Source organism: Erwinia sp. QL-Z3 (genome assembly GCF_004551645.1).
In the GTDB taxonomy this organism is placed as follows: Bacteria; Pseudomonadota; Gammaproteobacteria; order Enterobacterales; family Enterobacteriaceae; genus Erwinia; species Erwinia billingiae.
The window spans coordinates 3,451,679-3,477,282 of the sequence record NZ_CP037950.1; the positions used below are offsets into that span (position 1 = coordinate 3,451,679).

General features: G+C 53.2%; 20 protein-coding genes, 3 tRNA genes and 1 other RNA gene. 12 read left to right on the forward strand and 12 right to left on the reverse strand.

Features of this window, described 5'->3' with window-relative positions; genetic code table 11:
• Positions 1 to 2 precede the first annotated feature (2 nt).
• A complete protein-coding gene (locus E2F51_RS16710; protein ID WP_013201914.1) occupies positions 3 to 1,442 on the forward strand; it encodes a protein adenylyltransferase SelO in 1,440 nt (479 codons plus the stop codon).
• A gap of 123 nt (positions 1,443 to 1,565) precedes the next feature.
• Here E2F51_RS16710 and E2F51_RS16715 read toward each other — a convergent pair whose 3' ends face one another.
• Both E2F51_RS16715 and E2F51_RS16720 read right to left on the reverse strand, forming a co-directional pair.
• Entirely contained in the window at positions 1,566 to 2,612 is a 1,047-nt protein-coding gene (locus tag E2F51_RS16715; RefSeq protein WP_013201915.1) for a 3-deoxy-7-phosphoheptulonate synthase, read from the reverse strand.
• A gap of 131 nt (positions 2,613 to 2,743) precedes the next feature.
• On the reverse strand, positions 2,744 to 3,577 hold the full coding sequence (locus tag E2F51_RS16720; RefSeq protein WP_013201916.1) for a pyruvate, water dikinase regulatory protein: 834 nt from the start codon (positions 3,575 to 3,577) through the stop codon (positions 2,744 to 2,746).
• Between the two features lie 472 nt (positions 3,578 to 4,049).
• Between E2F51_RS16720 and ppsA the strand changes: the two genes are divergently transcribed.
• Positions 4,050 to 6,431 carry a phosphoenolpyruvate synthase gene (ppsA, locus tag E2F51_RS16725; protein WP_013201917.1) on the forward strand — a complete coding sequence of 794 codons (2,382 nt, stop codon included), beginning with the start codon at positions 4,050 to 4,052 and terminating at the stop codon, positions 6,429 to 6,431.
• A 59-nt stretch (positions 6,432 to 6,490) separates the two neighbouring features.
• On the opposite strand, the gene rprA is transcribed toward ppsA, so the two are convergent.
• Positions 6,491 to 6,600: antisense sRNA RprA (rprA, locus tag E2F51_RS16730), an RNA gene on the reverse strand.
• Between the two features lie 257 nt (positions 6,601 to 6,857).
• The gene (gene ydiK, locus E2F51_RS16735) at positions 6,858 to 7,979 is read right to left on the reverse strand and encodes an AI-2E family transporter YdiK (RefSeq protein ID WP_041692286.1); all 1,122 of its coding nucleotides are present in this window, start codon (positions 7,977 to 7,979) and stop codon (positions 6,858 to 6,860) included.
• Between the two features lie 223 nt (positions 7,980 to 8,202).
• On the opposite strand from ydiK, the gene E2F51_RS16740 reads away from it, so the two are divergent.
• Complete coding sequence (locus E2F51_RS16740) at positions 8,203 to 11,256, forward strand: FAD-binding and (Fe-S)-binding domain-containing protein (RefSeq protein WP_134824002.1); 3,054 nt, start codon at positions 8,203 to 8,205, stop codon at positions 11,254 to 11,256.
• A complete protein-coding gene (locus tag E2F51_RS16745; protein WP_134824003.1) occupies positions 11,256 to 11,687 on the forward strand; it encodes a hotdog fold thioesterase in 432 nt (143 codons plus the stop codon). Before E2F51_RS16740 ends, E2F51_RS16745 begins: the two co-directional genes overlap by 1 nt.
• A gap of 36 nt (positions 11,688 to 11,723) precedes the next feature.
• On the opposite strand, the gene E2F51_RS16750 is transcribed toward E2F51_RS16745, so the two are convergent.
• Positions 11,724 to 12,128: a hypothetical protein gene (locus E2F51_RS16750; protein WP_013201921.1), complete on the reverse strand. Its 405-nt coding sequence runs from the start codon at positions 12,126 to 12,128 to the stop codon at positions 11,724 to 11,726.
• Between the two features lie 390 nt (positions 12,129 to 12,518).
• Between E2F51_RS16750 and sufA the strand changes: the two genes are divergently transcribed.
• The 7 genes from sufA to E2F51_RS16785 all read left to right on the forward strand — a co-directional run bounded on the left by sufA (position 12,519) and on the right by E2F51_RS16785 (position 19,223).
• Positions 12,519 to 12,893 (forward strand): Fe-S cluster assembly scaffold SufA, encoded by a 375-nt coding sequence (gene sufA / locus E2F51_RS16755; RefSeq protein WP_013201922.1) that lies wholly within the window; start codon positions 12,519 to 12,521, stop codon positions 12,891 to 12,893.
• 5 nt (positions 12,894 to 12,898) lie between these two features.
• Entirely contained in the window at positions 12,899 to 14,392 is a 1,494-nt protein-coding gene (gene sufB / locus E2F51_RS16760) for a Fe-S cluster assembly protein SufB (RefSeq protein ID WP_013201923.1), read from the forward strand.
• Between the two features lie 57 nt (positions 14,393 to 14,449).
• On the forward strand, positions 14,450 to 15,196 hold the full coding sequence (sufC, locus tag E2F51_RS16765) for a Fe-S cluster assembly ATPase SufC (RefSeq protein ID WP_013201924.1): 747 nt from the start codon (positions 14,450 to 14,452) through the stop codon (positions 15,194 to 15,196).
• Positions 15,171 to 16,451: a Fe-S cluster assembly protein SufD gene (sufD, locus tag E2F51_RS16770; RefSeq protein ID WP_053143483.1), complete on the forward strand. Its 1,281-nt coding sequence runs from the start codon at positions 15,171 to 15,173 to the stop codon at positions 16,449 to 16,451. Before sufC ends, sufD begins: the two co-directional genes overlap by 26 nt.
• On the forward strand, positions 16,448 to 17,668 hold the full coding sequence (gene sufS / locus E2F51_RS16775) for a cysteine desulfurase SufS (RefSeq protein WP_013201926.1): 1,221 nt from the start codon (positions 16,448 to 16,450) through the stop codon (positions 17,666 to 17,668). The genes sufD and sufS overlap by 4 nt, the downstream gene beginning before the upstream one ends.
• Before the next feature lie 26 nt (positions 17,669 to 17,694).
• Positions 17,695 to 18,117, forward strand: a complete 423-nt coding sequence (sufE, locus tag E2F51_RS16780) for a cysteine desulfuration protein SufE (protein WP_105759138.1) — start codon at positions 17,695 to 17,697, stop codon at positions 18,115 to 18,117.
• A gap of 71 nt (positions 18,118 to 18,188) precedes the next feature.
• Positions 18,189 to 19,223, forward strand: coding sequence for a L,D-transpeptidase family protein (locus E2F51_RS16785; protein ID WP_134824004.1), 1,035 nt, complete (start codon positions 18,189 to 18,191; stop codon positions 19,221 to 19,223).
• 135 nt (positions 19,224 to 19,358) lie between these two features.
• Here E2F51_RS16785 and E2F51_RS16790 read toward each other — a convergent pair whose 3' ends face one another.
• The 6 genes from E2F51_RS16790 to E2F51_RS16815 all read right to left on the reverse strand — a co-directional run bounded on the left by E2F51_RS16790 (position 19,359) and on the right by E2F51_RS16815 (position 23,459).
• The gene (locus E2F51_RS16790) at positions 19,359 to 19,595 is read right to left on the reverse strand and encodes a major outer membrane lipoprotein (RefSeq protein WP_013201929.1); all 237 of its coding nucleotides are present in this window, start codon (positions 19,593 to 19,595) and stop codon (positions 19,359 to 19,361) included.
• A 304-nt stretch (positions 19,596 to 19,899) separates the two neighbouring features.
• Positions 19,900 to 21,312, reverse strand: a complete 1,413-nt coding sequence (pykF, locus tag E2F51_RS16795) for a pyruvate kinase PykF (protein WP_053143479.1) — start codon at positions 21,310 to 21,312, stop codon at positions 19,900 to 19,902.
• Positions 21,313 to 21,692: 380 nt separating this feature from the next.
• Positions 21,693 to 21,769 (reverse strand) — tRNA-Val (locus E2F51_RS16800).
• Positions 21,770 to 21,777: 8 nt separating this feature from the next.
• Positions 21,778 to 21,854, reverse strand: a tRNA-Val gene (locus E2F51_RS16805).
• 4 nt (positions 21,855 to 21,858) lie between these two features.
• Positions 21,859 to 21,935, reverse strand: a tRNA-Val gene (locus E2F51_RS16810).
• Between the two features lie 150 nt (positions 21,936 to 22,085).
• On the reverse strand, positions 22,086 to 23,459 hold the full coding sequence (locus E2F51_RS16815) for an MATE family efflux transporter (protein ID WP_134824005.1): 1,374 nt from the start codon (positions 23,457 to 23,459) through the stop codon (positions 22,086 to 22,088).
• Between the two features lie 230 nt (positions 23,460 to 23,689).
• On the opposite strand from E2F51_RS16815, the gene E2F51_RS16820 reads away from it, so the two are divergent.
• Positions 23,690 to 24,340, forward strand: a complete 651-nt coding sequence (locus E2F51_RS16820; protein ID WP_134824896.1) for a riboflavin synthase subunit alpha — start codon at positions 23,690 to 23,692, stop codon at positions 24,338 to 24,340.
• A gap of 57 nt (positions 24,341 to 24,397) precedes the next feature.
• Here the strand turns inward: E2F51_RS16820 and cfa are convergent, their stop codons facing one another.
• Positions 24,398 to 25,546, reverse strand: a complete 1,149-nt coding sequence (cfa, locus tag E2F51_RS16825) for a cyclopropane fatty acyl phospholipid synthase (protein WP_134824897.1) — start codon at positions 25,544 to 25,546, stop codon at positions 24,398 to 24,400.
• Positions 25,547 to 25,604: the final 58 nt, after the last annotated feature.

Here is a 25,604-nt window from a genome sequence, read left to right on the forward strand (position 1 = left end):
TCATGCAGTTTACTAACACCTGGCATCAGGAGCTTGAGGGGTTTTACACCGCGCTCACGCCCACGCCGTTAAAAAATCCACGTCTGCTTTATCACAGTGCCGGGCTTGCCGCTGAGCTGGGGCTTGATGACAGCTGGTTTGCTGCGGATAAAATTGGTATCTGGAGCGGCGAGTCTCTGCTGCCGGGCATGCAGCCTTTGGCGCAGGTATACAGTGGCCATCAGTTTGGCGTCTGGGCCGGTCAGTTAGGCGACGGAAGAGGGATTTTGCTGGGTGAGCAACGGCTGGAGGATGGCCGTAAAATGGACTGGCACCTGAAAGGGGCGGGCTTAACGCCTTATTCCCGTATGGGAGATGGCCGGGCCGTTTTGCGTTCCTCTCTGCGCGAGTTCCTGGCTTCTGAAGCGATGTATCATCTTGGCGTCCCCACTTCCCGCGCGTTAACTGTGGTGACCAGCGATGAGCCCGTTTACCGTGAAACCACGGAGCGCGGGGCGATGTTGCTGCGCGTGGCGGAAAGCCATTTGCGTTTTGGTCACTTCGAACACTTCTTTTATAATCAGCAGCCGGAAAAAGTCCGCGAACTCGCCGATTATGCCATCCGCCATCACTGGCCACAGTGGCAGGACGAAGAGGATCGCTATCGGTTGTGGTTTACTGACGTCGTCCGCAGAACCGCGCGCCTGATTGCTCACTGGCAAAGCGTGGGCTTCGCTCACGGCGTGATGAATACCGACAATATGTCGATTCTCGGCCTGACGCTGGATTACGGTCCTTACGGATTCCTTGATGACTACAAGCCTGACTTTATCTGTAATCATTCAGATTACCAGGGGCGTTATAGCTTTGAAAATCAGCCGGTGGTGGGCTTGTGGAACCTGAATCGCCTGGCTCATGCGCTGTCGGGCCTGATGACCACCGAGCAGCTGAAGCAGGCGCTGGCAGAATACGAGCCCGAGCTGATGCGTTGCTGGGGCCAGCAGATGCGCGCCAAACTTGGATTCACCACGCAGGGCAAGCATGACAACGATATCCTGACCGGGTTACTGGCGTTGATGACCAAAGAGGGTAGCGACTACACCTGGACCTTCCGTCAGCTGTCTGATTCGGTACAGCAGGGTTCCACTTCACCGCTGCGTGACGAGTTTATCGATCGTGAGGCGTTTGACAGCTGGTACAACATCTGGCGACAGCGTGTGCTGGAAGAAGAGCGTAGCGATGAAGATCGCCAGCAGCAGATGAAGCAGGCCAATCCCGCCATCGTGTTACGTAATTACCTGGCACAGCAGGCGATCGAGCAGGCCGAAAAGGATGACATCAGCGTGCTGAGCAGATTGCACCAGGCGCTGAGCCAGCCTTATGCCGATGCGCCAGAATTTGCCGATTTGATGCAGCGCCCGCCAGACTGGGGCAAAAAGCTTGAAGTAAGCTGTTCGAGCTGATTTTAGTGGCGATTGCGTGGCCTACCGTGATCTTCGATGTCGACTGGCAGGTGGGGATCGCAGGTGAGCAAAGGGGATGCAGCGGGGTTGCTGCATCCCATCACTGAAGTTAACGCTTTACCCTCAGAAGCGAGCATCCACCGCCGCAGCCAGATGCGCCAGCACGGCTTCGCTGTCTTCCCAGTTCAGGCACGGGTCGGTAATCGACTGGCCGTACACCAGCGGTTTGCCGGACTCAACCTTCTGCGTACCCTCCTGCAGGAAGCTTTCAATCATCACGCCGGCAATGGCCCGCGAGCCCTCACGGATCTGCTGTGCGACCGACGTTGACACCTCTTTTTGCAGGCGATGCTGCTTCAGGCAGTTGCCATGGCTAAAGTCGATCACCAGCTGCTCCGGCAGTTTGAACTCACGCAGGCTGGCTGCGGCCGCTGCAATATCTTCCGCATGATAGTTCGGCTGTTTACCGCCACGCATAATGACATGGCCGGAAGGATTGCCGCTGGTCTGGTAGATGGTCATCTGACCATGCTTGTCCGGCGACAGGAACATATGGCTGGCTCTTGCGGCGCGGATCGCATCTACGGCAATCTGAATATTGCCATCGGTACCATTTTTAAACCCGACCGGGCAGGAGAGAGCTGACGCCATTTCGCGGTGGATCTGGCTCTCAGTGGTGCGGGCCCCAATGGCACCCCAGCTGATCAGGTCAGCGATAAACTGCCCAACCACCATATCGAGGAACTCGGTGGCGGTCGGCATGCCTAACGCATTGATGTCCAGCAGCAGTTTGCGGGCAATCTCCAGACCGTGATTCACGCGGAAACTGCCATCCAGATCCGGGTCAGAAATCAATCCTTTCCAGCCGACAACGGTACGCGGTTTCTCAAAATAGGTGCGCATAACGATTTCAAGGCGCGACTGGTGCTTCTCACGCAGTACACACAGCCTGCGGGCGTAATCGACCGCCGCTTCGGGATCGTGCAGGGAACACGGACCAATCACCACCAGCAGACGAGGATCTTCGCCGGAGAGAATACGGGCAATACGCTTACGGGAGTCGGTGACGTTGGCTGCGATGGCCGGGGTGATCGGGTGCCGTTTTGCCAGTTCATCAGGCGTAATCAGGCTCTCGATGCGCGCGGTCCGCAGTTCATCTGTTTTGTTCATAACCATCTCTAAATTTTTTTCTTCGCAGCGGCAGGAGTACCGGGAAGTGATGGCGATCACAATAAACCAACCAGCGATGATTTCAACCGCAAACGCCCGCTAATCGGGCGTAACGCGATAAATATCACTAATTAATACATCCGGCGGGTCAGTCCCATGATGTCGAGGATCTTGGTGGCGATCTCTTCGACCGAGTAATTGGTGCTGTTGAGGTAACGAATTTGGGTGGTGCGGAACAGCGCTTCAACTTCGCCGACTTCAAGGCGACACTGACGCATCGAGGCGTAATGGGTGTTTTCCGCCCGTTCCTGACGGATGGCGGCCAGACGCTCCGGATCGATGGTCAGCCCAAAACACTTATTCTGAAAAGGCTTCAACGCAGGGGGCAACTTCAGGTTATCCATATCATCGGCGATAAAAGGATAGTTGGCGGCGCGGATACCAAACTGCATCGCCAGGTAAAGGCTGGTTGGGGTCTTACCGCAGCGCGAAACGCCCAGTAAAATTACCTGAGCATCTTCCAGCCCACGCAGGGAAATCCCGTCATCATGCGCCAGGGTATAATCTATCGCGGCAATACGGGCATCGTATTTGCCCAGGTTATTGGCCGTCAGGCCGTGGGTACGGTTGGCGACCGGCGCGGGCGCAATGCCCAACTCCTGCTGCAAAGGCGCCACCAGTGACTGGACGATGTCCTGACAGAAACCGTCGCTCTGCAGAATGATTTCCCGGACCTCCGGCGTCACGATAGAAATAAACACCAGAGGACGTACGCCGCTTTTCAGGTATAAGGCATTGATCTGTGCCTTGACCGCCTGCGCGCGCTGCACATTCTCCACAAACGGCAGGGTTACGCTGTTGATCCCAACCGGAAACTGGGACAGCACCGCATGTCCAAGCACTTCAGCCGTAATCGCTGTGCCATCTGAAATATAAAAAACACTTCTCTCGCTGTTCACGTCCATTTTATCTCCGTTCGCTGTGCATCATTTCAGACTAAATTAATCCAGCCTGTGAAAGCAAATAGTGATGTTGCCTGCAAAATAAAATAAACGCTCCATAAGTTAATGATATGAACTTTTTATTTTTATAAACTGAGATTAAGGCGAAAAAAAGCCAATTTATGAAATGACGTTCCCTTTTATTATTCATAAAAATAGCCCTTAGTTAAAAAAGCATTCTAATTCTTCATCAAGTTTTGTTGCGCAACCCGTTTACTCTGATAAAGAGAAAACTGTGAGCAGGCGCCTGAAAGATAAAGACTTATCTTATTCCCTCCGTTGCGCAACGCCGCAAAACAGCGCGGAGTTTTCTTAAAATGACATTTTTAATCCGCTTGATCGATTCAACAGTTTCTTTCCAACACCGGAATGTGCCAGGCTCAAAACGCACTACTCTGTCCTCATATTATTCATTAATCTTAAAAGGATTGTTTCAATGTCCAATAAAGGCGAACTGCCGCTTGTGCTCTGGTATAACCAGCTTGGCATGAACGATGTTGATCGGGTGGGTGGCAAAAATGCTTCCCTGGGTGAAATGATTACTAATTTGTCCTCGCTCGGCGTTTCAGTACCGAACGGCTTTGCGACGACCTCAGATGCATTCAATCAGTTCCTCGATCAAAGCGGCGTCAATCAGCGTATCTACGATCTGCTGGATAAGACCGATATTGATGATATTGATGAACTGGGAAAAGCGGGTAAGCAAATCCGCCAGTGGATTGTCGAAACACCTTTCCAGCCCGCGCTGGAACAGGCCGTGCGTGAAGCCTACGAGCAGCTCTCCTCCGATGATGCGGAAGCCTCGTTCGCGGTACGTTCTTCCGCCACGGCAGAAGATATGCCGGACGCCTCCTTCGCCGGCCAACAGGAAACCTTCCTTAACGTGCAGGGCTTCGATGCCGTGCTGATTGCCATTAAGCATGTTTATGCTTCCCTGTTTAACGACCGCGCCATCTCTTACCGCGTGCATCAGGGCTACGACCATCGTGGCGTGGCGCTGTCTGCCGGTGTTCAGCGTATGGTGCGTTCAGATCTGGGTTCTGCAGGCGTGATGTTCACCATTGATACCGAATCCGGTTTCGACCAGGTGGTATTTATCACTGCGGCTTATGGCCTCGGTGAAATGGTGGTGCAGGGCGCGGTTAACCCCGACGAATTCTATGTGCACAAACCGACGCTGGCTGCCGGTCGGCCGGCGATTGTCCGTCGTAACATGGGGTCCAAAAAAATCCGCATGGTTTATGCCGACTCTCAAGAGCACGGTGAGCAGGTGCGGATTGAAGATGTGCCTGAAGAAGAGCGCGATCGCTTCAGCCTGACCAGCGAAGAGATTGAAGCCTTAGCCACCCAGGCAATGCTGATCGAGAAGCACTATCAGCGTCCGATGGACATTGAGTGGGCGAAGGATGGCCACACCGGCAAACTGTTTATCGTGCAGGCACGTCCGGAAACCGTCCGTTCCAACGGCCAGGTGATGGAGCGCTATACGCTGCAGGGCAAAGGTACGGTGGTGGTGGAAGGACGTGCAATCGGCCATCGCATCGGTGCCGGTGAAGTCAAAGTCATTCACGACATCAGCGAAATGAACCGCATTGAGAAAGGTGACGTGCTGGTTACCGACATGACCGACCCGGATTGGGAACCGATCATGAAAAAAGCCTCGGCGATTGTCACTAACCGTGGCGGACGTACCTGCCACGCGGCGATCATCGCCCGTGAGCTGGGTATTCCTGCGGTGGTCGGTTGCGGCAACGCGACGGATATTCTTAAGGATGGCCACAAGGTCACGGTTTCCTGTTCTGAAGGGGATACCGGCTACGTCTATAACGATCTGCTGGACTTTGAAGTGAAGAGTTCACAGGTTGATGAACTGCCGAAGCTGCCGCTGAAAATCATGATGAACGTCGGCAATCCCGATCGTGCCTTCGACTTTGCCTGCCTGCCAAATGAAGGCGTGGGCCTCGCTCGTCTGGAATTCATCATCAACCGCATGATTGGTGTGCACCCTAAAGCGCTGCTGGAGTTTGACCAGCAAACGCCGGAACTGCAGAAGCAAATCCGCTCGATGATGAAAGGCTTCGACGATCCGGTTGAGTTCTATATTGCGCGTCTGACCGAAGGGATCTCCACCCTGGGCGCCGCCTTCTCACCGAAGCGCGTCATCGTACGGTTGTCCGATTTTAAAACCAACGAATACGCAAACCTGGTGGGCGGCGAGCGCTACGAGCCGGAAGAGGAAAACCCGATGCTCGGCTTCCGTGGTGCAGGTCGCTACGTTGCAGACAGCTTCCGTGACTGCTTCGCGCTGGAGTGCGCAGCCGTAAAACGCGTGCGTAACGATATGGGACTGACCAACGTTGAAATCATGGTGCCGTTCGTTCGTACCGTCGCGCAGGCTAAAGCCGTTGTTGAGGAGTTAGAGCGTCAGGGCCTGAAACGCGGCGAGAATGGACTCAAGCTAATCATGATGTGCGAGATCCCGTCCAATGCGCTGCTGGCTGAACAGTTCCTGCAATACTTCGACGGCTTCTCTATTGGCTCGAATGATATGACTCAGCTGACGCTGGGACTGGACAGAGACTCCGGCGTGGTGTCCGCACTGTTTGACGAGCGTGATGAAGCGGTTAAAGCCTTGCTTTCAATGGCCATCCGCGCGGCGAAAAAAGAAGGGAAATACGTGGGTATCTGCGGACAAGGTCCATCCGATCATGAAGACTTTGCAGCGTGGCTAATGGATGAGGGAATCGACAGTTTATCTCTTAACCCAGATACGGTGGTTCAGACCTGGTTAAGCCTGGCGGAAATACCGAAAAAGTAGCAGATTTCGCTGTAATAACCCCGAAGGCCAGTTTATCTGGCCTTTTTGCTTTTCTACAGGCAAAAAAAAGCCCATCACATGGGATGGGCAAAGACTACACACAGCAATTCTTTAGTTTACTCAGGGGAAAAAGGTTGTTTAGAAATCAGCGGTTTGATCATAAACATGTCATTCATACTATTCAGCCGGGCAGGGGGAGTCATTAAGAATCCTCTTATTAGTTTAAAACCCATAACCTTTTGTGACAGATCCCGGGTGACATCGTTTGGGAAACTGTATATCTGGTAATCAATTACCAGGTGTTATCAGCTAAAAGGGTGAAAAATGCGCTTTTCTGGTAAAAAACCCTAATCAAAGTGAATTAAGACGTGACGCACATTTTTTTAATTACGAAAGCGGCCAGGCAAGCTGGCCGCAGAGGAAGGATTATTTTGCGCTGTGTTCGTGTTCGATCTCTGCCAGTTCTTCAACCACTTCAAGCGGGTCATCTTCCGGCGCCGGCGCTTCATGCACCCAGACCGACACCAGACGATAAGAAACGGCCAACACCACCGGACCGATAAACAGGCCAATCATGCCAAAGGCAATCAGTCCGCCAATCACGCCTGAAAGGATCAGGATCATCGGTAAATCCGCGCCCATGCGGATGAGCATTGGTCGCAGCACGTTATCCAGCGTGCCAACCACACAACTCCAGATCAGCAGCACCGTTCCCCAGGTGGTATCACCTGTCCAGTACAGCCAGACAATCGCCGGGATTAACACCACCAGCGGACCCAGCTGAACCAGGCAGGAGAGGATCATCACTACCGTCAGCACGGTAGCATAAGGAATGCCTGATATCGCCAGACCAATACCGCCCAGCAAGCCCTGGACCAGCGCGGTGACCACTACGCCCAGCGCCACGGCGCGGATCGCCTGACCGGCCAGCAATACCGCCGCATCGCCACGGCGCGAGGCCAGGCGGAAGGCGAAATGACGGATGCCATGACCCACCTGTTCACCCCGGGCATAAAGCAACACGCTGAACAGCAGCATCAGACCGAGGTGCATCATAAAGCGGCCGAAATGCCCGGCCTGCGCAAACAGGAAGCCACTGGTGCGGCCGATATAAGGCTGCACTTTGGTCATCATCGCGCTGCCGCCGCCCTGCACCAGGTTGTGATACGCGGAAAACAGCTTTCTGCCCACCAGCGGAATGCTGTTCATCCAGTGCATGTCGGGGAGTTGAATGTGCCCGGCAGAGGCCCAGGCGATCACCGGCCCGCTGCTGTCAATCAGGCTGTTGACCAGCACCGATACCGGCAGCACAAACAGCAGGATCAGCAGCAGCGTCATGGCAATCACCGCCAGCGAGCGTCGGCCCCACAGCAGGCCCTGCAGTTTGATCATCAATGGCCAGGTGGCAATCACCACCATACTGGCCCAGGCAAAGCCCAGCACGAAGGGCTGAACCACCCAAAAACAGGCCACAATCATCAAAATGATAAACATCAGCGAGAAGACGATTTGCGGCAAATCCCAGCCTTTTTTTTGCACGTTCTTTATGGTTGACACGGTAACCTCAGCGAGAAAAACAGACGGGATACTCCCGGAAGACCCCTTGTCTCCCCGAACATCCCTTAGCATGATGCATTAAACGCATTTTCGACAGAAACGGCACGCGATTCTTTTCAGCTATATTGTTGAGATCGCGACAGGTCATAAAAAAATGTGATAAAAACAGAGTCAGCAATAGCAATCGTTTACCCAACATTCTGGTCACCCGATAATGATCCCACAGATTTCCCAGGCGCCAGGCCTCGTTCAACTGGTGCTGAATTTTTTGCAGGCGTTAGAGCAGCAGGGTTTTAACGGCGATACCGCCACCAGCTATGCCGACCGTCTTACCATGTCCACCGACAACAGCATCTATCAGCTCCTTCCTGATGCGGTTCTCTTCCCCCGTTCCACGGCCGATGTGGCGCTTATCGCCCGTCTGGCGGGTGAAGAACGCTTCCACAGCCTGGTGTTTACTCCCAGGGGCGGCGGAACCGGCACTAACGGGCAATCCCTGAATCAGGGGATCGTGGTAGACATGTCCCGCCATATGAACCGCATCCTTGAAATCAATGTTGAACAGGGCTGGGTAAAGGTTGAAGCTGGCGTCATTAAAGATCAGCTCAATGCTTACCTGAAACCTTTTGGCTATTTTTTCTCACCTGAACTCTCAACCAGCAACCGCGCCACCTTAGGTGGGATGATCAACACCGATGCGTCGGGGCAGGGATCGCTGGTGTACGGCAAAACCTCAGATCACGTGACTGGCCTGAGAGCGGTGTTACTGGGCGGCGATATTCTCGACACCCGCAGTATTCCCGTTGCGCTTGCTGAAACGTTGGCGAAAGAACAGAGTAATGAAGGCCGCATTTACCGCACCATTCTCGAACGCTGCCGCGATCGTCACCAGAACATCATTGATAAATTCCCGAAACTGAACCGTTTTCTGACCGGCTACGATTTACGTCATGTGGTCAGCGACGATCTTCAGCATGTCGACCTGACGCGGATCCTGTGTGGCGCCGAAGGCACGCTGGCCTTTATTACCGAAGCGCGGCTGGATATCACGCCGATCCCGAAAGTTCGCCGTCTGGTGAATATCAAGTACGACTCGTTTGACTCGGCACTGCGCAGTGCACCTTTTATGGTTGAAGCCAAAGCGTTGTCGGTCGAAACCGTCGATTCAAAAGTGTTGAATCTGGCGCGTGAAGATATCGTCTGGCATTCGGTTAGCGAGTTGATTACCGATGTGCCCGACCAGGAGATGCTCGGCCTGAATATTGTCGAGTTTGCCGGTGACGATAAGGCATTGATCGACAGCCAGCTTGAGCCACTTTGTCAGCGACTGGATGGCTTGATCAGCAATCGCCAGGCGGGCGTGATTGGCTATCAGCTGTGCGACGATCTCGACGGCATTGAGCGCATCTACGCGATGCGTAAAAAAGCGGTCGGCCTGCTGGGCAATGCCAAAGGCCGCGCCAAGCCGATCCCGTTTGTGGAAGATACCTGTGTTCCGCCGCAGCATCTGGCTGACTACATCGTGGAGTTCCGTGCGCTGCTGGACGGCCATAACCTGAGTTACGGCATGTTTGGCCACGTGGATGCGGGTGTGCTGCATGTGCGTCCAGCGCTGGACATGTGTGACCCTCAACAAGAGATGCTGATGAAGCAAATCTCTGATGAAGTGGTCGAGCTGACGGCTCGCTATGGCGGGCTGCTGTGGGGAGAACACGGCAAGGGCTTTCGCGCACAGTACAGCCCGGAATTCTTTGGCGAAGAGCTGTTTAACGATCTTCGCCACATCAAGGCGGTGTTCGATCCGGCTAACCGGCTCAATCCGGGTAAAATCTGTGCGCCAATAGGCGTCGACGAGCCAATGATGAGAGTGGATGCCACCAAGCGCGGCACTTACGATCGTCAAATCCCGATCGCTGTCCGTAGCGACTGGCGCGGTGCCATGGAGTGTAACGGCAACGGACTTTGCTTTAACTTTGATGTGCGCAGCCCTATGTGCCCATCGATGAAAATCACCGGCAACCGCATTCATTCTCCCAAAGGTCGCGCAACCTTAACCCGTGAATGGCTGCGGCTGCTGGCGGAGCAGGGCGTTGATCCGCTGGAGCTGGAAAAGCGTCTGCCGGAAGCCAAAGTTACCCTGCGGGGAATGATTGAGCGCACCCGCAACAGTTGGTACGCGCGCCGTGGCGAATATGACTTCTCCCATGAGGTTAAAGAAGCCATGTCCGGCTGCCTGGCCTGTAAGGCCTGTTCCACGCAGTGCCCCATCAAAATTGATGTGCCGGGCTTCCGCTCACGCTTCCTGCAGCTCTATCACACACGCTATCTGCGTCCGGCCAGTGATTATCTGGTTGGCACCGTGGAGAGCTACGCGCCGCTGATGGCCAAGGCGCCGAAATTCTTTAACTTCTTCCTGCGCCAGCCGCTGGTGCGGGAGATGAGTAAACGGCATGTGGGCATGGTCGATCTGCCTTTGCTCTCCTCGCCGAACCTGAAAAAGCAGCTCGCGGGTCAGCCCGCCATCAGCACCACGTTGGAATCGCTGGAAGCGATGAGTCCGGCGGATCGCGAGCGCCATGTGCTGGTGGTACAAGATCCGTTTACCAGCTATTACGAAGCGCAGCTGGTAACAGACTTCGTCAAGCTTATCAGCAAGCTGGGTTACAAACCGGTGGTGCTGCCTTTCTCACCGAACGGAAAAGCGCAGCATGTGAAAGGTTTCCTGCAGAGCTTTGCGCGAACCGCCAGGAAAACCGCCGATTTCCTCAATCGCGTGGCAAAACTGGAGCTGCCGCTGGTCGGTGTCGATCCGGCGCTGGTGTTGTGCTATCGCGATGAGTACAAAGAGATCCTGAAAGATCGGCGTGGTGACTTCCACGTGCAGCTGGTGCATGAGTGGCTGCAACAGGCGCTTCCGCCTCAGGACGTCAAGCCTGGCAATCAGGAGGCCTGGTATCTTTTTGGCCACTGTACCGAAGTGACGGCATTGCCTGCATCGACCAAACAATGGGAAGGGATTTTTGCCCGTTTCGGCGCGAAGCTGGAAAACATCAGCGTCGGCTGCTGTGGCATGGCGGGAACCTACGGTCACGAAAGCAAAAACCTGGAAAACTCGCTGGGCATTTACGAGCTCTCGTGGCATCAGGCGCTGCAAAAACTGCCTCGCCAACGCTGTCTGGCCACCGGCTACTCCTGCCGCAGTCAGGTGAAGCGTGTGGAAGGCAACGGCATGCGTCATCCCTTACAGGCGTTACTGGAGTTAATCTGATGACAATCTGGAAGCGTGAATTCACGCTGGAGCAGCTTAACCAGCGCAGCCAGGGCACGCTGGTGGCGCATCTGGGCATCGTCTTCACCGTGGTGGATGAGCAGACGTTGACGGCAACAATGCCGGTGGATGCCCGCACGCGTCAGCCTTTTGGCCTGTTACACGGCGGCGCGTCCGCCGTGTTGGCAGAGACTCTGGGTTCGATGGCGGGCTATCTCTGTACCGAAGGCGATGATCGTATCGTTGGACTGGAAATTAACGCCAATCATCTGCGCTCAGTGCGCGAAGGAGAGGTGAGGGGAGTCTGCCGCGCACTGCACCTGGGCAGTCGTCACCAGGTCTGGCAGATTGAGGTTTATGACCCGCAGCAGCGCCTGTGCTGCAGCTCCAGGCTCACTACCACGGTGATATCAGCCAGCGCAAAAGAGTGATATACTTCTGGGCCTTTAAAATCGCGCCCGGACGCCTCACAGTATCCAGGATGCGTGCTTAACGAATTCGCTTTGCAGTTTGGTGGCTTTATCCCATTCGCCGCTCATTGCCAGTTGATGGCACAAGCGGGTAAGCGAGTGTCGGGCTAGCTGCCAGGCTTGCATACGGAACAACCTGTCACGTTCGGCGTTTCCCAACTCCTGAACCAGGCGATGGTGAAGTTTTCCCATGGCATGCAGGTAGCTGTGGTCGTCGCCGTTAAGCTGGCAAAGTTCGGCCATATCCAGGCAGGTATCATTGAATTTGCGCAGTTGTTCGAGGGTGCATTCCGGACGGTCTACTTTGGCTTGTGCCATGTAGTAATCGACGGTGATATCACGAACGGAATATTTGTATTCGTCAATCTTGTGTTGCAGCCAGGCACTTATCGACAGATTCATTTTAGGGCTCACTCGTTAATGATAATCATTATCATAGAGTAACTGGTGTATAATTCAACGTCACCGTAAGAAATTTTTATCGATAAATGCGGCCTCTCAGATAAATTGGTCATAACGATAATTGGCGACGCTGAAAGAGTTAAAATGAGTATTATTCCCGTTTAGCGTAAACGCGCCTGGATTTACTGACTTGTTTTCAATGTGTTACCATTACGTTAAATCGACGCGTGACGCAGATCGCAATCCTCCTTACAGGGTCTAAACTGAATAAAGAGGGCTAAAAAACCCCATTTGGCCTTAATCCCTGCAAAACAAGAGGTTGAAGCGATATTCATTATCACTAACATAGGGGCATTAGCCTTAACGGCTATCGACTCACGAGGTAATGTTATGCCATCAGCAACTACGGCTTCTTTTTCTCCCGACGACTACGTCTGGAAGGGACTGACCATCACTGACAGCGCCGCAAAACAGATCATTGTGCTGGCAGCCGATGATGCGCAAGTGAAGGGCTTAAAGCTCGGCGTGAAAACGTCTGGCTGCGCCGGTTTTGGCTACACCATGGATATGGTGAAAGAGCCTGCCGACGACGATTTGGTCTTTACCCATCAGGGCGCGCATCTGTATGTGCCTCTGCAGGCTATGCCTTTCATCGACGGTACCGAAGTAGATTTCGTTCGTGAAGGTCTGAACCAGATTTTCAAATTTAATAATCCTAAAGCTCAACACGCCTGTGGCTGTGGTGAGAGCTTTGGCGTTGAGTAAAACTTATGTCCCGAAACACTGATACATCGGATGATGTGCAGGTCTGGGAAGGAAACCATCAGAAGTACAAAGAAGGTTTCTTCACTCAGCTGCAAACCGAAGAATTTGAAAACGGCATCAACGAAGACGTTGTGCGCGCGATTTCTGCCAAGCGTAACGAGCCAGAGTGGATGCTTGAATTCCGCCTGAAGGCGTTTGCTGCCTGGTTGGAAATGGAAGAGCCGCACTGGCTGAAGGCGAACTACAAATCGCTGGATTACCAGGATTACAGCTACTACTCCGCGCCATCGTGCGGCAACTGTGATGACAGCTGTGCTTCCGAGCCTGGTGCCCAGCAGACTTCCGGTGCGACGCCTGCTAACTACCTGACTGAAGAAGTGGAGAACGCCTTTAAGCAGCTTGGCGTCCCGGTTCGTGAAGGTCAGGAAGTGGCTGTTGATGCGATTTTTGACTCGGTATCGGTTTCCACAACCTATCGTGGCAAGCTGGCAGAGCAGGGGATTATCTTCTGTTCCTTCGGCGAAGCGATCCACGATCACCCGGAATTGGTTAAACAGTATCTGGGCACCGTGGTTCCTGCTAACGACAACTTCTTTGCTGCGCTGAACTCTGCGGTGGCTTCTGACGGTACTTTTGTGTACATCCCGAAAGGCGTCCGTTGCCCGATGGAGCTGTCGACCTATTTCCGCATCAACGCGGCGAAAACCGGTCAGTTCGAGCGCACCATCCTGATCGCCGATGAAGGCAGCTACGTCAGCTACATCGAAGGCTGTTCCGCGCCGGTTCGCGACACCTATCAGCTGCACGCGGCCGTTGTTGAAGTCATCATTCATAAAGATGCTGAAGTGAAGTACTCCACCGTGCAGAACTGGTTCTCCGGCGGCGAGTCTGAAGGCGGTATCCTGAACTTCGTTACCAAGCGCGCACTGTGTGAAGGTGAGAACAGCAAGATGTCCTGGACGCAGTCTGAAACCGGCTCGGCGATCACCTGGAAATACCCAAGTGTGATCCTGCGTGGTGACAACTCGGTCGGTGAATTCTTCTCTGTGGCGCTGACCAGCGGTCATCAGCAGGCGGATACCGGCACCAAGATGATCCACATCGGCAAGAACACCAAGTCGACCATCATCTCTAAAGGTATCTCAGCGGGCAAAAGTCAGAACACCTACCGTGGTCTGGTGAAAATCATGCCGACGGCAACCAATGCCCGTAACTTCACCCAGTGTGACTCGATGCTGATTGGTGCTGACTGTGGCGCGCATACCTTCCCGTATGTGGAAGTGCGTAACAACACGGCACAGCTGGAGCATGAGGCGACGACGTCAAGAATTGGTGAAGATCAGATGTTCTACTGCCTGCAGCGTGGCATCAGTGAAGATGACGCAATTTCGATGATTGTGAACGGCTTCTGTAAAGACGTCTTCTCCGAACTGCCGCTGGAATTCGCGGTGGAAGCGCAGAAACTGCTGGCGATCAGCCTTGAACACAGCGTGGGCTAAGCCCCCGCGCTAACGGTCATTCAGCGCAGTGCCGGACAGCACTGCCAGGGAAACACTATGTTAAGTATTAAAGATTTACAGGTTAGCATTGAAGATAAAGAGATCCTGCGCGGGCTGGACCTCGAGGTGAAAGCGGGTGAAGTTCACGCGATCATGGGCCCAAACGGTTCAGGTAAAAGTACGCTGTCTGCCACGCTGGCGGGCCGCGAAGAGTACGAAATCACCGGTGGTTCGGTCAGCTTTAAAGGCAAAGACCTGCTGGAACTCTCCCCTGAAGATCGCGCTGGCGAAGGCATCTTTATGGCTTTCCAGTACCCGGTTGAGATCCCAGGCGTCAGCAACCAGTTCTTCCTGCAGACGGCCGTCAACTCAGTGCGCAAATACCGCGATCAGGATGCGCTGGACCGTTTTGATTTCCAGGACTTCATCGAAGACAAAATTCAGCTGCTGAAAATGCCTGAAGATTTGCTGACCCGTTCAGTAAACGTCGGCTTCTCCGGCGGTGAGAAAAAACGTAACGACATTCTGCAGATGGCGGCTCTGGAACCTGAGCTGTGCATTCTGGATGAAACCGACTCCGGTCTGGATATCGATGCCCTGAAAACCGTTGCCAACGGCGTGAACACGCTGCGTGATGGCAAGCGTGCCTTCATCATCGTCACTCACTATCAGCGTATCCTGGATTACATCAAGCCTGACTTCGTCCACGTGCTGTATCAGGGCAAGATTGTGAAGTCTGGTGACTTCTCGCTGGTGAAACAACTCGAGGAGCAAGGCTATGGCTGGCTTACCGACCAGGAATAGTGACAATGCCCTCCAGCAGTGGCATCACATGTTTGAAACGCAGAGCGCTAACCGTTCCCTGCAGGCGCAGCAGCACTGGCAGCAGGTGCTGCGTTTAGGCCTGCCTACGCGCAAGCAGGAAAACTGGAAATACACCCCGCTGGAAGGCTTGTTCGACCATCAGTTTGCGGCACCAACAGCGGCTGACGTGACGGCAGAGCAGGTTAAAGCCCTGGCGCTGGATATTGACGCGATCAAAATGGTCTTCGTTGATGGCCGCTTCAATGCCGCCTTAAGCGACAGCGAATTCGATCTGTTTAACGTTCAGGTGACGGATTCAGCGCAACGTCGCGAATTAAGCGCACCTGTGCAAGCGGAAGTGTTCCTGCATTTGACCGAAAGCCTGGCGGAAGAGGTGACGTCAATTCACCTTGCCCGTGGCAAATCGGCCGCACGTGCGCTGTATATGCTGCACATCAGCAGCAGCGCGCAGGCAGAAATGAGCACCTCGCATTACCGTCATCATCTGCAGTTAGATGAAGGCGCGGAAGCGACCATTATTGAGCACTACGTCAGCCTGAACGAAGCCAGTCATTTCACCGGCGCACGCTTCACCGCTAACGTTGCGAACAACGCCCAGCTGAAGCATTACAAACTGGCGTTTGAACATAACAGCAGCTATCACTTCTCGCACAACGATCTGGTGATTGAGCGTGACGCGAATGTGAAAAGCCACAGCTTCCTGCTGGGCGCGGGCCTGACTCGCCACAACACCAGCGTTCAGCTGAACGGTGAGGGTACCGATTTGGGTATCAACAGCCTGATGTTGCCAGTAGACAAAGAAGTTTGCGACAGCCGCACTTACCTTGAGCATAACAAAGGTCATTGCCAGAGCCGTCAGCTGCACAAAACCATCGTGCGTGATAAAGCCCGTGCGGTGTTTAACGGCATGATTAAAGTGGCGAAGCATGCGCTGAAAACCGACGGACAGATGACCAACAACAACCTGTTGCTGGGCCGCCTGGCCGAAGTGGATACCAAGCCTCAGCTGGAAATCTACGCGGATGACGTGAAGTGTAGCCATGGTGCAACCATTGGTCGTATTGACGATGAGCAGATGTTCTACCTTCGTGCCCGCGGGATTAACGAAGAGTCTGCCCAGCGCATGATTATCTACGCCTTTGCCGCCGAACTGACTGAAGCCATTACGGATGAGGTGCTGAAAGAAGCGGTGATGCAACGTATTGCTCAGCGTTTCCCTGGAGGCCTTCAATGAGTTTTGACCTGGCACGCGTCCGGGCTGAATTTCCGGTTCTGTCGCGAGAAGTGAATGGCCAGCCTCTGGCCTATCTCGACAGCGCCGCAAGCGCCCAGAAGCCGCAAGCAGTGATCGATGCTGAAAGCCATTTTTATCAACATGGCTATGCCGCTGTGCACCGGGGTATTCATACCCTGAGTGCAGAAGCGACCACCGAAATGGAAAACGTCCGCATTCAGGCGGCACGTTTCCTTAATGCTGCTTCGCCAGAAGAGATTGTCTTTGTTAAAGGCACCACTGAGGCAATCAATCTGGTTGCCAGCAGCTGGGGCGGAAGTCAGTTACAGGCGGGTGACAACATCATCATCACCGCGATGGAACACCATGCCAATATCGTTCCGTGGCAGATGGTGGCCCAGCGTACCGGTGCTGAAATCCGTTTTATCCCGCTGACCGACACCGGTGAGCTGGATCTCTCGGCGCTGCCAGGTCTGATCGACAGCCGCACGCGCATGCTGGCTCTGACTCAGGTGTCTAACGTGCTTGGCACGGTAAACCCGGTGAAAGAGATTATCGCGCAGGCGAAAGCCGCAGGCGTGGCGACGCTGGTCGATGGTGCTCAGGCGATAATGCATGAGACCATCGATGTGCAGGATCTCGGCTGTGATTTTTATGCCTTCTCCGGGCATAAAATTTATGGACCGTCCGGCATCGGCATCCTGTATGGGCGTAAAGCCATGCTGGATCAGATGCCACCCTGGGAAGGCGGCGGATCGATGATTGCCAACGTCAGCCTGACTGAAGGGACCACCTATAACGCGGCACCATGGCGTTTTGAAGCCGGTTCACCGAACACCGGTGGCATTATCGGCCTGGGCGCTGCGTTAAAATGGGTAACCGATCTGGGTCTGGACGTTATCCAGGAGCGTGAGCAGTCGCTGATGCGTTATGCCCTCGACAAGCTGGCTTCGGTTCCCGATTTGGTGATTTACGGTCCGCAGCAGCGTGCAGGCGTCATCGCCTTCAATCTGGGACAGCATCATGCCTACGATGTCGGTAGCTTCCTCGATCAGTACGGTATTGCTATCCGCACTGGCCACCACTGCGCCATGCCGCTGATGACCCATTACGGCGTGCCGGCGATGTGTCGTGCTTCTTTCGTGCTGTATAACAGCGAAGAAGAAGCCGACCGCCTGGCGGCAGGACTGACACGTATACACCGTCTGTTGGGCTGATTGCCCGGCGGCTTTCGGAGGAACGAATGGCAACCTTGCCAGAGAAAGAAAAATTGGTTCGCAACTTTACCCGCTGTGCGAACTGGGAAGAGAAGTATCTGTACGTCATTGAATTAGGCGCGATGTTGCCAGAATTATCTGAATCATTGCATCAGCCGGAAAACACCATTTCTGGCTGTCAGAGTCAGGTGTGGATCCTGATGAGCACCGATGACAGCGGCCGTGTTCAGTTACATGGTGACAGCGATGCAGCGATCGTTAAGGGGTTGATTGCGGTGGTCTTTATTCTGTATCAGCAGATGACACCCGCAGAAATTCTGGCCTTTGATGTGCGTCCCTTTTTCGAACAGCTGGCGTTAGCTCAGCACCTTACGCCTTCCCGTTCTCAGGGGCTGGAAGCGATGATCCGCGCTATTCGCCAAAAAGCTCAGGTTCTCAGCCAGGGCTAACTTGCTACACTTCTCGACAGACTTCCCGCTTCGCACGCGGGAAGTTTCTTCATCCTAACCGAGAAATTCGCATGAAACCTTTGTCTCCTCTTGCCGCATTGCTCCTGACACTCCTTACCTCAACGCAGTATGCCCGCGCCACCGACTATCCTTTGCCCGCAGATAACAGCCGCTTAATCGGCGAAAATTCCACCTATACCGTACCCAATGACGGTCGCCCGTTGGAAGTCGTTGCCGCCAAATACAAAATTGGCTTGTTGGGGATGTTAGAAGCGAATCCCGGCACCGATCCCTGGTTACCCAAAGCGGGCAGTCAGTTGACCATTCCTACGCAAATGCTGCTTCCGGATACTAAGCGGGAAGGGATCGTGGTGAACGTGGCGGAACTGCGGCTTTATTACTACCCGAAAGGGGAAAACAAAGTGGTGGTTTATCCAATCGGCATCGGCCAGCTGGGCGCGAACACGCCACCGATGGTCACCAGTGTTAGCCAGAAAATCCCAAATCCTACCTGGACGCCCACTCCCAATATCCGTAAACGCTACGCCGCTGAAGGCAAAACCTTGCCGGTGACGGTGCCTGCGGGTCCGGACAACCCAATGGGGCTGTATGCGATGCGCCTGGCTTACGGACAGGGGCACTACCTGATCCATGGTACCAACGCGGATTTTGGTATCGGCATGCGCGTCAGTTCAGGTTGTATTCGTCTCAGACCGGATGATATCGAGGCGCTATTCAACAGCGTGCCGAAAGGCACCAGGGTGCAGATTATCAACCAACCGGTGAAGTATGCCGTTGAACCGGATGGCAAACGCTATCTGGAGGTCCATCAGCCGCTCTCACACAGCGATAAGGACGATCCGCAGACCATGCCGCTGCCACTTAATGCCACGGGCAAGAAGTTCGTTAAAAGCGAGCACAGCGACGCTGAGGTGATTAAAGAGGTTTTAGCGCGCCGTTCAGGCATGCCGGTGCTGGTGAGTCAGGGTGAAGCGGTGACCTCAGATACGCCGATGCCTGCCATTATGCAGCAGAGCGATTCTGAGCGCGCGAAAGCGGAACCGGCAACCGTGAGTCAGGCTGAGGGCGAAACCCCGCAGAATTGATTGTGGCGCGTTTAGCATACCCTTGTCGGTTATAGCAGGATATCAGGAAGGGAAGTGAAGAAGAGGTCAGCAGGGAAGCTGAAAAAAAGCCAAAAAAAATGGCGCACAATGTGCGCCATTTTCAAACCAGAACTCTTACTTACGGTAAGAGTGAGCCTGGTTGTCCAGACGCTGGTTAGCGCGAGCTGCGTCGTCTTTAGCAGCCTGAACGTCAGAACGCATTGCGTTCACGTCGTTGCTCAGCTGGTCAACTTTAGCGTTCAGAGTCTGCACGTCGGTAGACAGCTGATCGATTTTAGCGTTGCTTGAACAGCCAGCCAGCAAAGTTGAACCCAGGATTACCGCGCCCAGTACCAGTTTAGTACGATTCATTATTTATACCCTCTAGATTGAGTTAATCTCCATGTAGCGTTACAAGTATTACACAAAGTATTTTCTAATGAGAATAAATTTTTGATGAGAACGTGCTTAAATTTGATCGTTCGCTCAAAGATGCACCGTCTTTCCAGTTTTATGCAAAAAAATTAGCTAAAACAGGCTACTTTAATCGGACACATCTTAAGATTTTTCTATTCGAACGGTTAATTTCAAATGGAAGTTTTATGAAAGGCCTTAACACAAGTTGTAAAAAAAGCGCCTCTCGGGGCGCTTTTTATCTACAAGGCGTAATCTTCTATTACAGCACGTGCACAGAGGCAGTATTGGTAGTTCCGCTTGGTACTAACGCACCAGAAACCATGACTACCACATCACCCTTCACACCGTAGCCGCTAGCGAGCGCGGCTTCTTTACCTAAACGGTAGAAATCGTCAGTAGAGGCGATCTCTTTCACCACAGAAGTGATGATACCTTTGCTCAACAGCAACTGACGAGCCGTCTGCTCGTTAGTGGTCAACGCAAGGATAGTGGCGTTCGGGAAGTACTTACGCACTGACTTGGCTGATTTACCGCCTTCGGTCGCAACCACGATGATTGGCGCTTCCAGGTTCTGGGCAGTTTCAACGGCGCCACGGCATACCGCTTCGGTAATGCGCATTTTGCGGTTGTCATGCTGAGAGTCGATACGGCTCTTCATCACGCGGTCAGTACGCTCGCAGATAGTGGCCATAATGGTCACTGATTCCAGCGGGTACTTACCCTTGGCACTTTCACCAGACAGCATGACGGCGTCAGTCCCATCCAGGATGGCGTTCGCCACGTCGCCAGCTTCCGCACGGGTAGGGCGTGGGTTTTTGATCATTGAATCCAGCATCTGCGTCGCGGTGATCACCACTTTGCGAGCGCGGTTACATTTCTTGATCATCATCTTCTGCGCGAAGATCACTTCTTCAACCGGGATTTCAACGCCCAAATCACCACGAGCAACCATGATGCCGTCAGACGCTTCGAGGATCTCGTCGAAGTTATTCAGGCCTTCCTGGTTTTCGATTTTAGAGATGATCTGAATGTGCTCGCCGCCGTGCGCCTTCAGGTGCTCACGAATTTCCAGCACGTCTGAACGCTTACGGATAAAGGACGCGGCCACGAAGTCCACGCCTTGCTCGCAACCAAAGATCAGGTCGCGTTTGTCTTTTTCAGCCAGTGCAGGCAGCTGGATAGAAACGCCCGGCAGGTTAACGCCTTTGTTTTCGCCCAGGTCGCCGTTGTTCAGCACTTTACAGACCACGGTGTTTTCGGTGACTTCAGTCACTTCCATTCCGATCAGACCGTCATCCACCAGCACGGTGTTACCGATTTTCAGATCGGCGGTGAAGCCTGCATAAGTCACTGCGACGCGAGAATCATTACCAATCACTGACTGGTCAGTGGTGAAGGTAAAGGTCTGGCCGGCTTTCAACGAGGCATCGTTGCCGCCTTCCAGTTTCATGGTGCGGATTTCAGGGCCTTTGGTATCCAAAAGGATAGCCGCCTGATGTCCGGTCTTACTCATCACGGCACGCAGATTTGAGATACGTTTACCGTGTTCTTCGTAATCGCCGTGGGAGAAGTTAAGGCGCATTACGTTCATGCCTGCATCAAGCAGGTTGGTCAACATTTCTTCGGATTCGGTTTTTGGACCGATAGTACAAACGATCTTAGTCTTTTTCATGACGAGTTATCTATTAAGTTGTGATGGATGAGAAAAGCGAGATCCCGGGAGCTGGAAAGCGCCGGCTAAGAATTCGTGCCTGAAAGGCGAACTGCGATACAAAATAAGAATAGGTGACTGTGGTAAAGCGTGCAGGGGAAGTTGAGACGCGGTTTCAGCGCGCGCGCAAGAGTGCGTTGCGCAACATGCTATCGTTTTTGCTATAGGGTCAACCATACGCTGAAACCATTCAAGTGAAACAACGTTGCACATTATAGTAGTTAAGTTGGCGAAAACCAATTAAAAAGCAGCAGGGAGTGTGGCAAAGGTTGCGATAGATCAGCTTGTTGCGCAAAAAAAGAGACGGGGGTTTTTAGGATTTAACGCAGAGTAAGGCGAGATGGTGCGTTCTAGAGGACTCGAACCTCCGACCCCTACCATGTCAAGGTAGTGCTCTAACCAACTGAGCTAAGAACGCGAAACGAATGGTGCGTCCGAGTGGACTCGAACCACCGACCCCTACCATGTCAAGGTAGTGCTCTAACCAACTGAGCTACGGACGCACTGTGGTGCGTTCTAGAGGACTCGAACCTCCGACCCCCACCATGTCAAGGTGGTGCTCTAACCAACTGAGCTAAGAACGCACTGATTGCTGTCTTGGTAACAGCGGGGACGAATATTAACGACAGCCTCAACGGCTGGCAAGCGGAAATCTGCTTTTTTCTTCGCGACTGCTGCGCAACTGTGCGAAGCGCAGCAATTTTGAACATCATCGGCAGAAAATCGCCGAAAAATTAATGTGCTGCGCGCGCCAGAATCACCGCTGCCGGTTGTTGTTGCAGACGCCTCATCCGCCACACCATCATCACTGCCGCAGAGGTCAGGCCGATAATAAAACCGATCCAGAAACCGGCTGGCCCCATGCCTGGCACTACCCAGTCGGTCATCGCCAGAACATATCCGCACGGTAAGCCGAGTATCCAGTAGGCCATGAAGGTGATGAAGAAGATCGACCGGGTGTCCTTATAGCCGCGCAAAATACCGCTACCGATCACCTGGATAGAATCAGAGAACTGATAAATCGCCGCCAGCAGCATCAGATGAGCGGCAAGGGTGATCACTTCCGGGTTATCGGTATAAAGAAGGGCGATATGTTCACGGAAGGTGACGGTGAACAGCGCGGTTATCAAGGCCAGCGACACGCCAACCGCCTGCGCAGTCCAGGCAGAAACCCGGGCCGCTTCAGTTGAGCCCTGACCCAGGCGGAATCCAACCCGGATGGTGGTCGCCACACCCAGCGAAAGCGGCAGCACGAACATCAACGAACTGAAGTTCAGTGCGATCTGATGGCCCGCCACTTTGACGATGCCCATGGGGGAAACCAGCAGGGCAACCACGGCAAACAGCGTCACTTCAAAGAACAGCGCCAGTGCCACCGGCAGGCCGAGCTTGAACAGGCGCCAGAGAACCGCATGATCGGGACGGGTGAAGCGATCGGTCAGGCGGATATCACGCATCGATCGTGCGCGGCTGACCCAGTACTTCATGGCGATAAACATCACCCAGTAGACCGAAGCCGTTGCCACGCCACAGCCCACGCCGCCGAGCGCCGGCATGCCGAAATGACCATAAATGAAAATATAGTTAACCGGGATATTCACCAGCAGACCAATAAAGCCCATCACCATGCCAGGTTTGGTTTTAGACAACCCTTCGCACTGATTGCGCATGACCTGGAAGAACAGATAGCCCGGCGCACCCCAGAGCAGCGCATGCAGATAGCCGACAGCAATCTCGGCCATTTTCGGGTCGATATTCTTCATCGAACGGATAACAAATCCGGCGTTATACAGCACCACCATGATCACAATAGACACCACGCCGGCCAGCCAGTAAGCCTGACGAACCTGATAAGCCACGCGATCGCGTCGGCCAGAGCCGTTGAATTGAGCAACAACAGGCGTAAGTGACAGTAACAGACCATGGCCGAAGAGAATGGTAGGCAACCAGATAGACGTGCCCACGGCGACGGCGGCCATATCCGTGGCGCTCACTGCGCCGGCCATAATGGTATCAACAAAACCCATAGCGGTTTGCGCAACTTGCGCAAGGATCACCGGGATTGCCAGCGCTAATAATTGACGCGCCTCTGTCAGGTACTTCTGCACTTATACACCTATTGAATTAGCGGGAGGAAGGGGCTCTGCGAAGGCAAAAAACGTTATTTTAGCGAATTATCAGCAGGGCAGGCCGCACAGTGTAATGATCGCAGAGGAAATAGCCAATGATTCGCGTTAAGAATAGCTCTTCATGTCACGCTAAATCATCCGGTTGCATTTGGTTTTCTCACTTAGCCAGGGCAAACTAGTACAAGAATTCAATTATTGAGGCCATGACTATGTTTACCGGTATTGTGCAGGGCACCGCAGAGGTGCTGGCAATTGAAGAGAAACCTAATTTCCGTACGCATATCGTCCGCTTACCGGCTGAATTGTTGCCGGGTCTGGAATTGGGCGCATCTGTTTCTCACAATGGCTGCTGCCTGACGGTAACTGAAGTGCAGGGCGATCGCGTCAGTTTTGATTTGGTTAAAGAGACACTGCGTATTACTAATCTTGGCGACCTTAACGTCGGCGATACGATTAACGTTGAACGTGCGGCAAAATTCAGCGATGAAATTGGCGGTCATTTGATGTCCGGGCACATTATGACCACCGCAGAAATCAGCAAAATAATTACCTCTGAGAATAATCGCGAAATCTGGTTCAAGCCGCAGGACGCTCAGCAGATGAAATATATCCTCCATAAAGGCTTTATTGGCATTGATGGGATCAGTTTGACGGTGGGTGAAGTGAGCAAAACTAAATTCTGCGTCCACCTTATTCCTGAAACGCTGGCGAGAACCACGCTGGGCGAGAAACGTCTGGGCGATCGGGTGAATATTGAAATCGATCCTCATACCCAGGCGATTGTCGAAACCGTTGAACGGGTACTGGCTCAACGCGAAGCGGCTCTGCTTGCTGCGGCAGCCTCAGAGCTTAATGAGTAACCTTTAAAATAAAAAAAGGCTGACAATTCATCCTGTCAGCCTTTTTTTTGCGCGATCTTAATGCGGGACGCGTAAACCGCCCTCAACCCCATGGGTAAAGACCACCTGCCACAGTTGAATATCGCGGGCGCGGAAAGCGCCGGCACAGGCATTCAGGTAATAGACGAACATCCGTTTAAAACGCTCACCGTATTTTTCTGCCAGCTGGGGCCAGGCTGCGAGGAACCGCTCGTGCCATGCCATCAGAGTGGTGTCATAGTCCTGACCAAAGTTGTGCCAGTCTTCCATGACGAAATGCGGCTCGTGCGCTTCAGAGATGTGGCGTACTGAAGGCAGACAGCCATTAGGGAAAATGTACTTATTGATCCAGGGATCAACATGTTCATTGGTCTTATTGGCACCGATGGTGTGAAGCAGGAAAATACCGTCAGGTTTCAGATTGCGGTTTACCACGTCAAAATAGGTGGCGTAGTTTTTAGGTCCAACATGTTCAAACATGCCTACGGAAGATATGCGGTCAAACTGCTGGTTTAAATCGCGGTAATCTTGCAACAGAATAGTGACATCCAGCCCTTCACATCGCTCTTGAGCCATTTTCTGCTGTTCAGCAGAGATAGTGACGCCAAATACGCTGACACTGTAATTTCTGGCGGCATATTCAGCCAGTCCGCCCCAACCACAGCCAATATCCAGCAGTGACATGCCTGGTGCTAATTGCAGTTTATCGCAGATCATTTTTAATTTAGCATTCTGTGCTTCTTCCAGCGTTTGCGCTTCTTTCCAGTAGCCACAGGAATATTGCATATGATCATCAAGCATCAGTGAGAACAGATCGTTACCCAGATCGTAATGCTCTTTACCGACAATCCAGGCGCGTTTTCGTGATTGCAGATTGGTTAATCTGGCGGCAGCTATTCTGAGCGTATCTTTAAAGTGGTGGGGGAGTTGTTGATCGAGTTTGGCGACCAGAACGCGATGGAAAAACATATCCAGATTTTCGCATTCCCACCAGCCATCCATATAACTTTCGCCCAATCCCAGTGAGCCCTCTTGCATCACGCGCTTGAAGAACTCCGGATTTTTAATCTGGATATCCCAGGGGCGTGTGCCGTTGACCTCAATATCCGCATTGCGTAGCATTTCCTGGACGATTCGATACCAATGATCCTCGACCAGGCTCACTTCTTCTATACACGATGAACTCATAGCTTCTCCATCACCCTGTGTGATTGAAACCTGAGAAATAGAATAGACAATTTCTACA

Bases quoted from the DNA above. Each gene is read 5' to 3' on its own strand.
- E2F51_RS16710 (WP_013201914.1), top strand. From the start codon at position 3: ATGCAGTTTACTAACACCTGGCATCAGGAGCTTGAGGGGTTTTACACC.
- E2F51_RS16715 (WP_013201915.1), bottom strand. From the start codon at position 2,612: ATGAACAAAACAGATGAACTGCGGACCGCGCGCATCGAGAGCCTGATT.
- E2F51_RS16720 (WP_013201916.1), bottom strand. From the start codon at position 3,577: ATGGACGTGAACAGCGAGAGAAGTGTTTTTTATATTTCAGATGGCACA.
- ppsA (WP_013201917.1), top strand. From the start codon at position 4,050: ATGTCCAATAAAGGCGAACTGCCGCTTGTGCTCTGGTATAACCAGCTT.
- E2F51_RS16740 (WP_134824002.1), top strand. From the start codon at position 8,203: ATGATCCCACAGATTTCCCAGGCGCCAGGCCTCGTTCAACTGGTGCTG.
- E2F51_RS16745 (WP_134824003.1), top strand. From the start codon at position 11,256: ATGACAATCTGGAAGCGTGAATTCACGCTGGAGCAGCTTAACCAGCGC.
- E2F51_RS16750 (WP_013201921.1), bottom strand. From the start codon at position 12,128: ATGAATCTGTCGATAAGTGCCTGGCTGCAACACAAGATTGACGAATAC.
- sufA (WP_013201922.1), top strand. From the start codon at position 12,519: ATGCCATCAGCAACTACGGCTTCTTTTTCTCCCGACGACTACGTCTGG.
- sufB (WP_013201923.1), top strand. From the start codon at position 12,899: ATGTCCCGAAACACTGATACATCGGATGATGTGCAGGTCTGGGAAGGA.
- sufC (WP_013201924.1), top strand. From the start codon at position 14,450: ATGTTAAGTATTAAAGATTTACAGGTTAGCATTGAAGATAAAGAGATC.
- sufD (WP_053143483.1), top strand. From the start codon at position 15,171: ATGGCTGGCTTACCGACCAGGAATAGTGACAATGCCCTCCAGCAGTGG.
- sufS (WP_013201926.1), top strand. From the start codon at position 16,448: ATGAGTTTTGACCTGGCACGCGTCCGGGCTGAATTTCCGGTTCTGTCG.
- sufE (WP_105759138.1), top strand. From the start codon at position 17,695: ATGGCAACCTTGCCAGAGAAAGAAAAATTGGTTCGCAACTTTACCCGC.
- E2F51_RS16785 (WP_134824004.1), top strand. From the start codon at position 18,189: ATGAAACCTTTGTCTCCTCTTGCCGCATTGCTCCTGACACTCCTTACC.
- E2F51_RS16790 (WP_013201929.1), bottom strand. From the start codon at position 19,595: ATGAATCGTACTAAACTGGTACTGGGCGCGGTAATCCTGGGTTCAACT.
- pykF (WP_053143479.1), bottom strand. From the start codon at position 21,312: ATGAAAAAGACTAAGATCGTTTGTACTATCGGTCCAAAAACCGAATCC.
- E2F51_RS16820 (WP_134824896.1), top strand. From the start codon at position 23,690: ATGTTTACCGGTATTGTGCAGGGCACCGCAGAGGTGCTGGCAATTGAA.
- cfa (WP_134824897.1), bottom strand. From the start codon at position 25,546: ATGAGTTCATCGTGTATAGAAGAAGTGAGCCTGGTCGAGGATCATTGG.